2 protein-coding genes (1 of these 2 cut by a window edge) are annotated in these 15,617 nt (G+C 34.3%); both read left to right on the top strand.

The window, feature by feature from the left end:
- Entirely contained in the window at window positions 1–10,536 is a 10,536-nt protein-coding gene (locus B0A68_RS03860; protein WP_035684578.1) for an SDR family NAD(P)-dependent oxidoreductase, read from the top strand.
- On the top strand, window positions 10,529–15,617 hold the 5' end (the start) of the coding sequence (locus B0A68_RS03865) for an SDR family NAD(P)-dependent oxidoreductase (protein WP_035684577.1). Its footprint extends 13,529 nt past the window's final position; the window shows 5,089 of its 18,618 coding nt (coding positions 1–5,089); its start codon is at window positions 10,529–10,531; the stop codon falls past the right edge of the window. The genes B0A68_RS03860 and B0A68_RS03865 overlap by 8 nt, the downstream gene beginning before the upstream one ends.

The raw sequence follows: 15,617 nt of genomic DNA on the forward strand, positions 1-15,617 counted from the left end.
ATGAAACCATTACAATTTGGTAAACATAAAAACAGTATAATTACTCAGGAAATCAGTAATGATATTGCCATCATAGGTGTACATGGGGTATTTCCAGGAGCTGATAATCCGCAGGAATTCTGGAATAAAATTTATCACAAAGATAACCTGATAAAAGAAATCCCACTAGATCACTTTGATTACAAACCATGGTACAATCCTGAAAAAGGAGTAGAGGACATGCTGTATACTAAATGGGGAAGTTTTATTAATAATGTTGACCAGTTTGATGCAGATTTCTTTAATATATCTCGGATAGAGGCTGAAATGATGGATCCACAATTACGTTATTTAATGCAGGTTCTTTATCACACAATTGAGGATGCCGGAGCTATTAATGTTATTAAAGGAAGTAATACCGGACTTTATGTAGGAGTGTGTTTTCATGATTATGGTCAGGAGATAGATAGAATTAATCTAAAAGTAAATCCACATGATGGAACCGGGAATGCTGCAACAATGCTGGCCAATAGACCATCTTTTTATTTTGATTTGAAAGGACCCAGTATTGTCATTGACACCGCATGTTCTAGTTCTTTAATCGCAATTCATACAGCATGCAAAGCCATACAGAATAAAGAATGTAATCAAGCACTGGTTGCAGGTACCAATTTACTATTGTCTTCTGTACATTATCGTTATTTCTCCAGTATTGGAGCATTATCAGCTACAGGCAGATGTCATAGTTTTGATAGCCAGGCAGACGGGTATATTCCAGGAGAGAGCGTGGCAGCCATCATGCTAAAATCGTTGGCTGAAGCTGAAAAAGATGGTGATTTTATTTATGGTATTATCAAAGGAAGTGCTACTAACCATGGGGGATATACACCATCAATCACAGCACCCAGCGTTGACGGAGAGACAGATGTTTTGCTAAAAACATGGAGGGATGCCGGAATATCACCAGAATCACTTGGCTATATTGAAGCCCATGGAACAGGAACAAAATTAGGTGACCCTATAGAGATAAACGCGTTAAAAAAAGCATTCAAAAAACATACTCTTAAAACAGACTTTTGTGCAATAGGTTCAGCAAAGGCACATATTGGGCATGCTGAGGGTGCTGCCGGCATAGTAGGAGTCATAAAGGCATTATTTTCCATAAAAAACAAGATTATACCGGCAATGCCACAATTTAAGGAATTGAACCCATACATTAATTTGCAAAATTCTCCCTTTTACATCAATAAAGAAGCTCAGGATTGGAAAAACGAAGATGGAAGCCCTCTAAGAGCAGGAGTTAGTAGTTTTGGATTTGGCGGCGCCTATGCTCATCTAGTACTTGAAGAATATAAAGTTAAAGCAAAAAATAATTATACCAGCAATAAGTCGTCCATAATAGTTTTGTCAGCGAAGAGTTCGAAAGTACTTCAGTCTATTGCTAAAAATTTAATTAAATTCATACTTGAGAATCCAAATATAAGCATACATGAAATTGCTTATACACTTCAGATAGCAAGAGAACCATTTGATGTAAGAGCTGCGTTTGAGGTAAAGGATATTGAGGAATTAAAGGTAAAATTAAAATCAGTATCAGAAAATGAAAATTTACCAATTAGCGCAATAGAAAGAAAAGTATATTTAAGTGATACAGAGGTTAATATTTTAATTCAAGAAGATAATTTGGATCTTTTATTAGAAAAATGGAAAACTGGAGCTTCTATAAATTGGAAATTGCTGTATCAAGACGACAGTCCAAACAGATTGCTGTTGCCTAACTACCCGTTTGCAAAAAAAAGATATTGGATGCCCCATCCTAATAAGAAAGAAACTAAGGAAAGTGATTTTGGACAACTTCATCCTCTGGTACATCAGAATCAATCGACTTTGAATGAAATAAAATTTAAAAGTTCTTTTAATGGATCGGAGTTCTTTTTAGCTGACCATTCTGTTATGAATGTTAAAATACTTCCAGGAGTAGCTTATATTGAATTAATAAGGGCCGCTGCGGAAATCAGTGTAGAAAAGAGAATTACATCTGTAAAAAATATTACATGGATGAATCCAATCGCTGTTGATACAAATTCAGAAATAGAAATTAAAATATCCCAGAATTCTAATGAATTGAAAGCGGAAATAAAAAGTAATATTTCTGAAACTCATCTGATTCATTGTGAAGCTGGAATTAATATTACTTGTTATTCGACTGTAAAAAATGAGCTTAATTTAAATGACTTTATATCAAATGCTTCAAGGATCATTACCGCTAAAGAACTTTATAATGATTTCTCCAATGCAGGATTGAATTTAGGAAATTCTTTTCAACTTGTAAAAGAAATTTATGTCAGGGATAACGTGGCACTTGCAAAAATAAAAAACGAGCAAAAGAGTGGGTTTTATTATAACCCGGGTATTCTTGACAGTGCATTACATACGATTTATGGTTTGGTTATTTTACCTGGACAAAATTATTCACTTGCTTTTCCTTATCATGTAAAAGAAGTTATATTTCATTCTGTGATAACTGGCGATATGGAACTTTGGGCAATGGCTAAAGAAAGTCAGAATGCAACGAGTCACGTCGCTTCCTATGATGTTGATTTATTTAATAGCAATGGTGAAGTACTATTGCAGTTCAAAGAATTTATGGCAATTCCATTAAAAGAGGAGGCACCAGTAATATCAAATACAGAAAATACATATCTTCCAGTATGGAAGCGTATGGCCCCAAATGAATTTTCAGAAGAAAAGGAGACTAAAGTGTTGATTTTGACAGGATCAGGAAATCAGGATGTACTTTTATTAAAACCATTGATTGAACAATTTAAAGATCAGGGAGTCAGCATAAAAATAGCGGAGGAAATTACTTCAGAAGAAGAGGATATTGATACTATTTATTTTGTTCATGGCCTTGTAAAAGAGCAGGAGGATAAACAATTTACCTTAGAAAAAAAATTATTTGACAGCTTGAAGAAAGTATCAGATACCGCTAAAGATAAAAAAATGAATCTTTGTTTTTTTACAAAAAATACACAGGCTGTTTATAGTAGAGAACAAGTTAATTCTTCAGGTAGCGGAATTATTGGTTTAGCGGGGTCGATTGCCAAAGAATATCTTGATTGGAGCATCAAAATTATAGATTTAGGAGCAACAGATTGGAATTCTGCTTTTATAAAAGAACAGCAAAAGATATCTTATCAGGAAACTGGTGTGTTACATGTTTATCGAGATGGTTTTTTTTTCAAGCAGGTGCTGAATCCAGTAAAACTTACTTTGACAAAAAGCAAATTAAAGAAGGGGGGCATTTATGTGATTCTTGGAGGGGCAGGAGGTATAGGAGCCGTTACAACAGAATATCTGGCAACAGAATATCAGGCACAGGTAATTTGGTTAGGTAGAAGAGAATTAAATAAAGAAATACAAAAGATACAGGATAAAATAGCTGAATTTGGACCCCGCCCTCTTTATTTGCAATGTGATGCGCTTGATTCTAATGCAGTATCAAAAGCTTTTGCAGAAATAAAGATGAATTATGGTAAGGTAAATGGTTTGTTCCATTCTGCAATTGTACTAAACGACATGCGTTTTGAAAATATGAATGCAGTCGATTTTGATTATTCATATCTTCCGAAATCATTAGCTAGTAAAAATCTTGTAAATTCATTTAGTCAAGAGCCGCTAGATTTTATTTGTTTTTATTCTTCGATCCAATCGCAATGGAATGCTGCTGGACAATCCAATTATTCTGCGGGATGTACTTTCAAGGACAGTTATGCACGTGAGACAGAATCAATTTTAGATATTCCTTCTTATACCATTAACTGGGGGTATTGGGGGGAAACTGGCATCGTGAGTGGCGGTACATATGCAAAGCGCATGAATGGAATGGGCATTGGCAGCATTTCCAATAGAGACGGAATGGCCATATTAGAGGCAGTATTATCGAACGAAATCCGTCAGGTTGTTGCCATAAACTTGTCTGTAAAAGCGAAGTCATTGGTCAAAAATTTGTTCGAATCAGAACAATACCATATTACTAAAAAGGCATCACCTAGTATAGTCTGTTTAGAAACACTAACAACAATTTCATACGAAAGGCATCATGAAGGAGAGGAATTCTTTCAGGATATTTGTGAAAAAGGACTCGTACAATGTTTATTGAAAATGGACTTGTCTCATGAAATTAACTTATGCAAAAACCTTGAGGATCTACAGCTCAGATTAGGTATTCAAAAAAAATATACCCGTTTGTTTGAAGAGCTTATTCAAACAATGATTTCAGCAGGTTATTTTTCTTTCAATGGTGATTTTTATGAATTAACTGCAAAAACTCAACAGCTGCCAGAGCATTTTGATTTAGAAAAGTCATTGCACTATCTAGTCGAAACAAATAAAGATTATGAAGCACACAGTGCTTTATTGAAGCTTTGTCTGCATAATCTTTCAGCTGTTTTAAGGGGTAATATAAAGGCCACAGAATTATTATTTCCTGAAGGAAGTATGGAAAATGTAAATGGAATTTACAAAGGGAATAAACAAGCTGATTTCATGAATGAACTCATAGCAGAAACAGTAGTTCAGCTTGTTTCTAATGCGTCAAAAAGTCTTGTACCTGGAGAAAAAATCCGAATCATGGAAGTAGGAGCTGGGACGGGCGGAACTAGTGAGTTGATTTTTAATAAATTAATTCCTTACAAAGATAACATTATCTATACATATACAGATATTTCAAAAAGTTTTCTGCTTTATGGAGAATCTAAGTATAAAATATTGGCCCCTTATTTGGAAACTAAATTGTTTAATATTGAAGAATCAGCAGAAAACCAAGGATTAGAATTAGGGTCTTATGATATTGTTTTGGGAGCAAACGTTGTGCATGCTACTGCAAATATCAATAATACAATAAACAATATTAAACAGGTTTTAAAAACAAATGGACTTTTACTTTTAAATGAACTGGCTACCACAGAATTGTTTACCACTGTAACATTCGGATTGTTGGATGGATGGTGGCTTTATTCTGATTCTGAAATTCGCCTGCCGGGAAGTCCTGGACTTTCGGGTAAGCTATGGAAGCAAGTTTTACAAGAAGAAGGTTTTACGGATGTAAAATCGTATCCTGAAAACCAAAAATTGCCACAACAGATGATTATAGCAAAAAGTAACGGTTTAGTTAAAAGTAAAATTGAAATAACTAATTCGGAAAATATAATTTCCAGTAATAAATCTGAAAGAGAAAATCAAAATAAAGGTAAAGATAACCAGTGGCTGATTGAGGAATTGATTAGAATTGCTGCCTTAACAATTAAACACAGCGAGGAGACATTTGACATTCACAGGCAATTTATGGACTATGGATTTGATTCTATTTTAGGTGCAACACTGATTAAAAATATTAATAAAAAACTGGAGATTACTTTAAGTCCGACTGAAATTTTCAGTTATCCCAACATAAATGAGCTTGCAAATTTTATACAGTCTAATTTTTCGTTTCAAATAGAGCAGAAGATACAGAGAAAACCAATAGTATCTTCTACTGTTGAACTTCCTAAAATAGCAGAAGAAAATTATCAGGCTTCACCCCAAGCAGTTAAAGACGATATTGCAATTATAGGAATGAGCGGACAATTTGGTTCTGCAAATGATTTGAATGAATATTGGGAAGCATTGCGTGAAGGAAGAAGTCTGATTGAAGAAATTCCATCTCAAAGATGGGATAAAGATATTCATTACAGTGCTGATCAAAATGCTGCAAATAAATCGTACAGCAAATGGGGAAGCTTTTTGAAAGATGTGGATAAATTTGATCCGCTTTTTTTTGGAATATCCGGAGGAGAAGCTGAGATGATGGATCCACAACAAAGACTATTTCTGCAGCATGCATGGAAATCTATTGAAGATGCGGGCATAAATCCTAAAACACTTTCAAATAAGAAATGTGGTGTGTATGCTGGAGTAAGTACTGGAGATTATCTTGCTACTGCAGAAAATAAGCCTGCATCTGCATTTTGGGGTAATTCCTCTGCAATACTTCCATCAAGAATTTCTTATCTATTGAATTTAAAGGGACCTGCATTGTCAATCGACACGGCTTGCTCCAGCTCATTAGTAGCTCTTGATTTAGGATGTAAGAGTTTAATAAGTCAGGAGAATGATATTGTTATTACAGGAGGAATTACAATCATGAATTCACCTAATTTCTATAAACTTTCCAGCAAAGCAGGAATGCTTTCCGCCGACGGAAAAACCTATGCCTTTGACCAACGTGCAAATGGTTTTGTACCAGGTGAAGGAGTTGGAGTCTTAGTACTGAAAAGGTTGGCAGATGCAGAAAAAGATGGAGATGTAATTCATGGTGTAATTAAAGGTACAATGATAAATCAAGACGGAACCTCAAATGGCATATTAGCACCAAGTATTTTATCGCAGGAAAACTTAGAAAAAGAGGCCTACACTAAGTTTAATATTGATCCCAAAACAATAAGTTATATAGAAACGCATGGTACCGGAACTCCTTTAGGTGATCCAATTGAATTTGAAGCCTTAACCAAATCGTTTAATGCCTTTTCATGCCCAAAACAAAATTGTTCTATTGGAAGTGTCAAAACTAATATTGGGCACACTCTTATGGCAGCCGGTGTGGCAGGGATTATTAAAGTTCTGCTTTCTTTTGAAAAGCAGCAACTGCCTCCTTCACTTAATTTTGAAAAAGCAAATTCATTGATTGATTTTGAAAATAGTCCATTTAGACTTCAGAATAAGCTTGAAAAATGGGAGACTGAAAGAAATATTAAAAGAAGAGCAGCAGTTAGCAGTTTCGGATTTAGTGGTACAAATGCACATATTATACTTGAAGAGTACATACGACCTGTACAAAATCAATATTTAGGTCCCGTTCTGATCTTACTTTCTGCAAAAACAGATAATAGTTTAAGAAACCAGGCGCAAAATCTAAAAAAATATGCATCGGAATCATCGTTTACAAATTTGGCAGAAATGGCATATACGCTCCAGTCAGGCCGAGAAACTATGCATCATAAGCTGGCTTTTATAGTAGAGACCAAAGAAGAACTAATACAACATTTGTCCGACTTTATAGAAAATGAGAATAGATACAAATATCTGATAGGGACGAGTAATTCTAAAAATCAAAAATTAAATCAGATCCTTTTAGAAAACGTAATAAGTGAAATCTATAAAGACAAGAATCTAAATACTCTAATGAATTATTGGATAGAAGGTATTACGATAGATTGGGAATTGCTTTATCAAGAAAATGTTCCTAAGAAAATAAGTTTGCCAACCTACTCATTCGAAAGACAAAGATACTGGAGACCTGACGAACAAATCGGAATCCAAAACTTGGAATCAATACCAGTGACTGCTGCCTCAAGAGATGAAGTATGCTTATTTGAAGAAAAGTGGAAGAAAGGATTATTAGAAGCTGGTGAGAAATCAGAAGGAATAATACTTATTGTTACTAATGGATCAAATCCTGCATTGCTTCAAGTTCTACAACAAAATTTAGAAAATTCAAGAATAATATCAGCAACAGATGCGACTATTGAAATGGAAAATGTTAGCGGATTTATTGATTTAAGTCCGTTAGAACATCATAGCGAAGGAACATTCGACTGGTTATTGTTGTTACAAACGATTATGAAAGGAAGTAAAACTTTTCCTTTGACATTGATGATCGTAAGTAATTCAGAAGAGATGAATGTTGATTTTGCACAGCATTTTGGCTTATTTCAAATGTTGCAGGCAGAATATTCAAGGGTAAATAGTCTTTCTCTTGAATTAGACCAAACAAATCCTGTAACTGCAGCTCAGGTTATAACCGAGGCTTATTATAGTGCATCAGGTTTTACGAAGGTTAAATATAAGCAAAGCAACTGGTATTTTCCGTTTTTGGAAAAATTGCAATACAAAGCAATCAACAAGAAATTATCCATAGAAAATCCTATCCTCATTACAGGAGGAACAGGGGCATTAGGAATAGAATGTGCACAGCATCTCGCATTCAAACATGGTTTCAAAAAAATTATTCTGCTGGGAAGAAAAGAAATGCCTGCAAAGAATAAATGGAATGAATATAAAAATGAGCATAGTAACACTGCCAATAAAATTAAAGCCATTTTGGAATTGGAAGATAAAGGGTGTCAAATAAAGTTCATTGCTGCAGAAACGCTAAAACAAGGAGATCTTGGAACTGTCTTATCCCGAATTGAATCTGATTGGGGAAAGATAAGAGGGCTTTTGCATTGTGCTGGGACTATAGATACAGATAGTCCTGCATTTGTAAATAAGGAGTTATGTACCATAGAATCGGTATTAAATTCGAAAATAAAATTAATAAACGAGCTGGACAAGCTTTTAAATCATAATCAATTAGATTTTGCAATTCTGTTTTCATCTATTTCTACTTTTCCGCTATTGGGAACTGGTCAAAGCGATTATGTAATGGCAAATAGCTATTTAAATTATTTCGCAAAATTCCAAAAACAAAAAGGGAAATTATATACAAGCATTCAATGGCCCAATTGGGAGAATGCTGGGATGAAGAAAATTAAAGGCAGTATTTATGATCAAATTGGATTAGCTTCAATTACTGTAAAACAAGGATTAGAAATTCTTGATAAAGTAATAATGGCTGATCAATTACCGGCGGTTATAGCTCCCATTGCTTTTACTAACCCTCATTTTGAGTTAAATCAGTTATTTGAAATCAAAAAGAAAAAGATGACAGAGAAAAAAAATATAGTAGTCGAAAAGAATACTTCAGATTGGGTGAGAGCATTAGTAGCAAAGGAACTGAAGTTTCCAATCGAAGTATTGGATATTAATCTGCCCTTTCAGGACTTTGGAGTAGATTCGGTAATATTAGTACAATTAATAAAGGCATTGGAAAAAGAACTTCCTGGGGTAAATATAGATCCCACTGTACTGCTTGAAAACCCAACAATAGCTATGTTAGGGAATTATATAGAGATGAATTTTCCTACTGCATTGACTGTAATTAATGCTGGCCAATTGATTAATGATAATGATAAATCACTTTCGAAAAGCATAAGTACAGTAAGCCTTAAAGAAAATAAAGAGAAAGAGTACAAAAAAAATATGCCGATAGCCGTTGTAGGTATGGCTTGTCATTTTCCGGAAGCAGCAGATATAAAACAGTTTTGGGATAATTTAAAAAATGGAATAGATGCTATTAGTGAAGTTCCTGAAAGTAGATGGAATACTAGTAAGTTTTATAGTTCTCAAAAGGATGAACCGGGAAAGAGTATTAGTAAATGGGGAGGATTTATTAAAGATATAGAAAAATTTGATCCAAAATATTTTGGAATAAAAGAAGAGCTGGCAAGTCAGATTGATCCTCTTCAAAGGCAATGGCTTGAAGTATGTACCGAAGCAATTGCTGATGCGGGTTATCTCAAAGAAGATTTGTCAGGAAAAGCAGTAGGTGTTTATGCAGGAAGCAGATTAAGCACTTTTAGAAATAAAATAAAGGAGCCATGTCGAGATTTCATTATCGGAACAGGACAAAACTTTATAACAGCACATTTGTCTCATATCTATAATTTAAAAGGACCCAATCTAGTGGTTGATACTGCTTGCAGCAGTTCTTTAACTGCAATTGATTTGGCAGTTAAAGATTTAAGGCTTGGAGAAACAGATATGGCTTTGGCGGGTGGGGTAGATATTATTTTAGATGAAGAAATCTTTATTTCACTTTCCCGACTGAGTATTTTATCGCCAAGCGGAAGAAGTAAAACATTTGATCAGACAGCAGATGGGACCGGTTTAGGCGAGGGATGTGGAGTAATCATGCTGAAACGCCTTGATGATGCAATAGCTGCAGGAGATAAAATTTATGGAGTCATTGAAGGTACAGCAGTCAATAATGACGGTAGGACTATGGGAGTAACAACACCTAATCCTGCTGCACAAGAAGAACTAATTGAGAAAGGGATTGCAAATGCAGGAATTTCTACAGCTACTATAAGTTATATAGAATCGCATGGTACAGGAACTCTTATTGGTGATCCAATTGAGTTAACGGGAGTAACACGTGTATTACGAAAACACACTAATGAAAATGCTATTTGTGGAATTGGAAGTGTAAAAAGTAATATAGGACATCTTTTAAGTGCAGCAGGAATAGCAGGTGTGATTAAAACCTTGCTTGCCGTTTCAGCTGGGAAAATTCCACCAACACTTCATTGTGAAACTCCGAATATTAGATTCAATTTTGACAGCTCTCCAATATATCCGGTAACAGAATTAAAAGAATGGGAAGGAGTTGATGGAGTCAGAAGAGCAGGAATAAGTGCATTTGGTCTGGGAGGAAATAATGCTTTTGTATTAATAAGCGATGAAGGTATTCCAGAACGTAATAAGGTAGAATTACCTTTCAAACAGCCTGAAATTGTTTTTAAGCGTTCTAGATATTGGCCTCAGGAAGATATTGTTTGCCAAGACGAACAGTCTCCAAAAAAGAATAACAAAGTATTTGACAACTTTTTGAATTTTGAAATAAAAGAACATGAATAATAAGATTATAACCATAGATTTTTTACACGATAATTATATACTTAGAGACCATAAAGTATATGATGTAAGGATCATTCCAGGAGTAACCTATCTGGATTTAGTATTAAGATCATCTAAAAAGTTGTTTAATAAAGATTTTAGTCTCAGCAGGATTTTATTTGTAGAACCATTGTCTACAACAGAAGATTACGACCGTAGGCTGGAAATAACATACAGTACAGGTAACCAGTCAGAATATGAGGTTGTTATACGATCTCAGAAGATAGATCATAACGGACAAACATTTGGAGAATGGATAAGGCACATGAATTGTCGAATTGACAGTGTTGAAAAGTTAAGTTCGGAGATCACATTTGACGTGGAAAATTTTATAATAAATAGTGAAAAAGACTATGAAATGGCAACCGTATATCAGGAAGCCAAAACAATAGCAATTTGCCATGGCGAATTTATGCAGACACACGGAAAAATATACCAGCGAGGAGATGAAGAACTTATGGAACTTCATTTAAGTGAGCTGGCTGAAGAGTACCGTGAAAAAATGACAGCTCATCCCGCTTTTCTTGATGGAGCTACATTTGCTGGCAGCTCATTTAAGTTAGACGATCGTGATGATTCAATAACAAACGGTGTCCCTTATATTCCATTTTCAATACAGAAATTTGAGAAAGTACTTCCTTTTCCATCTACTGTTTATGTATACAGTAAGAGACAACCTGTAACTTCTGACAAACTACCAGAGATTATTCATAATGATATTATGCTTTTCAACAGAGAAGGTAAGTTTCTAGCTAGTTTTGAAAAGATAGCAAGTAAAAGAATCCGTGACCCAGAATCTATTAAAAAACTATTGGAAAAACCTGATTTATTATCTGAAACTAAAAGTCCGGAATTACAATATAAAACAACAAATGTTTTACAACCACAAAAAAAACAAGCCAAGACTATTGAAGATAAAATAAAAGATTTTCTAAAGGAAAAAATAGCCGAAAAACTAGATGCAGATCCTATAGAAATAGGTGAAAATATAGGATTTTATGATCTAGGACTTGATTCTAACTCTACGATGGCACTTGTTCGTGAACTGGAATCAAAATGTCAGCATGATTTTTATCCTACACTTTTATTTGAATATCAGACAATAGCTGAACTAGGCGAATATTTATTGCTTAATGAAAAAGAACATTTCGCTGATTTTGAAAGCAAAGAATTCATAATAGAAGAAGAAGCTGCCAAGGATGAGGTTTTTTTCACAAATGATTTAGTTGGAGATTCCACAGTGGCAGATGAACCAATAGCCATTATTGGAATTAGTGGCAGATACCCAATGGCGAAAAATATTTCAGAATTTTGGGAGAATCTGAAAGAAGGAAAAAATTGTATTACAGAAATTCCAACAGACAGATGGGATACAGACGATAATGAAAAGAAGGTTTATAACTGGGGGGGATTCTTGGATCAGATAGATACGTTTGACCCTTTATTTTTTCACATATCACCAAAAGAGGCAGAAAATATGGATCCTCAGGTCCGACTATTTTTAGAAGAAAGCTGGAAGACTCTTGAAGATGGAGGCTACACGCCTGAAGAATTGTCAAAAAAAGAAAAAGTAGGAGTTTTTGCAGGGGTTTTTTGGACAGATTATCAATTATATCGATCAGAGCAAAGGATTGATCCAGTTTACCCAAGCAGTTTTGTATCTCTTGTTGCCAATACAGTTTCATCCTCCTTTGGTTTTCATGGCCCAAGTCTAGGAATAGATACACAATGTTCATCATCTTTAACTGCACTTCATTTGGCTTGTGACAGCATAAAAAAAGGAGAGTGTACTGTAGCACTAGCCGGTGGTGTAAATTTGACATCACATCCTAGTAAGTATAACTGGCTTTCTAATTCTATGTTTTTATCCTCAAAAGGAAAATGCGAAAGTTTTGGAAAAGGTGGTGATGGATATGTTCCTGGTGAAGGTGTAGGTGTGGTATTATTAAAATCTTTGAGCAAAGCAATAAAAGACGGAGATCAGATTTATGCTTTGATCAAAGGAACTGCAATAAACCATGACGGCAAAAGCAGCGGTTTTACTGTCCCTAATCCAAAAGCTCAGGCATTAGTTATAAAAGAGGCAATTGCTAAGGCAAAGGTTGATATCAAAAACTTTAGTTATATTGAAGCTCACGGGACAGGAACTAGTTTAGGAGATCCTATTGAAATAGCTGGTTTAGCAAAGATCTTTAATTTAGAAAATAAGCAATACTGCAGGATAGGATCTGTTAAGTCCAATATTGGTCATTGCGAATCTGCAGCAGGAATTTCTGGAGTGACAAAAGTAATATTACAATTAAAACATAAGCAATTAGTTCCGTCCATTAATTCAACTACACTTAATCCTCATATTGATTTTAAGAATAGTGCATTCAGAGTACAACAAGAATTGGAAGAATGGAAGGCAGTCAATGATCAGCCTAGATTAGCTGGTGTAAGCAGCTTTGGGGCTGGCGGAAGTAATTCTCATATTATTTTAGAAGAGTATATTCCAAAATCACGAAAGATTTACACTGCAAATTTTCCGGCAATTATTGTTTTATCAGCCAAAAATAAAAACAGATTAAGAGAACAGGTTTTGAACTTAAAAGAGCATTTAGAGTCTGTGTCGGATCAAAATCTCTACGATATTGCTTATACGCTTCAGATTGGTCGAAAAGCGATGGAGCAACGATTGGCAATTGTGGCAGAGAACAAAAAAGAACTTCTTGCATATCTTGATGATTACTTAAATGAAATAACAGAGAACTGTTTCGAAGGGAATGTAAAAAATAAGACAATAAATTTTGAATTGAATAATGATTCGGAAGATATTTATGTTGGAAGTGTTTTTGCGGACAAAAATATTGAAGAAATTGCTAAATTATGGATTAGGGGACTGCATAATAACTGGAAAGAACTTTATGGAAATGAAACACCAGTAGTTGTAAGCCTGCCTACCTATCCTTTTGCTAAAGAAAAGTACTGGATTTCGACGTCTATAAAGTCTAATTCTGGTAAACTGCATGCATTAATACATCAAAATACTTCAAATCTTCAAGAACAAAAATTTACAAGCGTTTTTAACGGAACGGAACCATTTTTTGAAGACCATAAAATAAAAGGCGAGAAAATTTTGCCCGGAGTTGCCTATGTTGAATTAGCAAGAATCGCAGGTAACCTGTCTTTGGATAAAAAAGTATCACAAATCACGGACATAACTTGGTTGCATCCTATAAAAAGCAAAAATATTGAAAGTAAGATAAGTATTGAAATCAGTCATGAAAGAGAAGAATTTGGTTATGAAATTTATTCGGAAGATGAAAATCAGATAGTTCATGGTCACGGAAAATTACATACTCATGAACTAATGTCTCCTGATAAAAAAAATCTTGATGATATTAAGCAAAATTTAATTGAATCTTTAGATAAAAAGGCTTATTACAAGCTGTTTGAAGAATTAGGATTTAGTTATGGAATGAGTTTTCAAGGTATAGAATCTCTTTCTTATAACGAGTCAGAAGTATTATCAAAAATTTCTCTGCCTAAGCAAAAAGAATATTTATTTAATTTAGGAATGTTAGATAGTGCTTTGCAAACCTGTGCAGTACTTGGAATTAATAAAAAAGATCAGGAAATTGCCCTTCCTTTCAAAATTGGTGAAATTAGTTTTTACAAAGAACTTTCAGAAATTGTCTGGTGTCATACCTATTTAAGTGATGAAAGCAATAAACCAGAATCAAAAAAATATAATATTGATCTGCTAAGTGACACCGGTGATATATTAATAAGCATAAAAGACTTTGAAGTGCTGCGTCAATTCAAAAAAACAGCATCAGGTTTAGCAATTGAAAATGAAAAAGAAGGAATGTCTCTTTTTAAAAATGTATGGAAAGATGCACTTAAAAAAGAAGCTGAGACTGTAAGCGGAACAAATTCACAACTGATTCTTTTAGCCGGCGCTTCGGCAAATCTTGCAGATAAACTCAGAGAAGACCTTGTAATTGAAGTAGAAAGTATTATTTCAAATTCGGAAGAAGAATTTTTTATCGCTGTCTTTGAAAAGGTGCAGGAAAAAATAGCAGAAAAAACACCTTGCGATATCACGATCGTATATGAAAATCAAGACTATCTCGAAAAAAGTTTCGTATCGGGACTGTTAAAGACTGTTAGTCAGGAAACATTAAAAATTACCGGACGAACAATTGGTGTTGATGACTTATCTGTTAATCAAAGTGAAGAATTGTCTAGAATATTAGAGTGCGAAGCTAGCTTGAGTGATGCTGAAGTTAGGTATATAAATGGACAAAGACAAGTTAAAAAAGTAGAAGATTATAATGAAGAGGATGAGAAAACGGAAAGAGAAGAGAATGTAAAAATAAAAAAAGACGGAGTATATTTAATAACCGGAGGTTTAGGAGGACTTGGGATTGTTTTTGCAAAATATTTATCTGAAGATATCGGAGCTCAAGTAATTTTGACTGGAAGAAGCGAGCAGGAGCATGAATTATTAAAGCTGCAAAATTGTAATTACTATCAATGTGACATTAGTGATAAAAAAGCGCTCGAACAACTTATAGCCAAAATTGAAAATAAACATCAGAAACTTGATGGAATAATTCATAGTGCTGGTGTGATTAGAGATAGTTTTATTCTAAAAAAGACATCGCAAGAAATTCATCAGGTTTTTTTGCCAAAAATTGAAGGAACAAAAAATTTAGACGAAGCCACTAAGCATTTGCCTTTAGACTTTTTAATATTTTTTTCTTCAGTATCCGGCGTTACAGGTAATATTGGACAGGCAGATTATGCTTCAGCAAATGCTTATCTAAATAATTATGCAGAATTTAGAAATAACCAAAGAGATAATGGATTAAGAAAGGGAAAGACACTAAGTATAAACTGGCCATTATGGAAAGATGGAGGTATGCAAATAACAAATGAAGTTTTAGTGCATTTAGAAAAAAAATGGGGATTAATTCCATTACCTCAATCTGAAGGACTGGAATCTTTTCATAAACTTTTAAATAGCAAACTGAATCATGGAATTGTTATTTATG

This window comes from Flavobacterium reichenbachii (genome assembly GCF_002217435.1).
GTDB classification, from domain to species: domain Bacteria; phylum Bacteroidota; class Bacteroidia; order Flavobacteriales; family Flavobacteriaceae; genus Flavobacterium; species Flavobacterium reichenbachii.

Excerpts from the sequence above, each read along its gene's own strand:
- B0A68_RS03860 (WP_035684578.1), top strand. The coding sequence starts at position 1 with ATGAAACCATTACAATTTGGTAAACATAAAAACAGTATAATTACTCAG.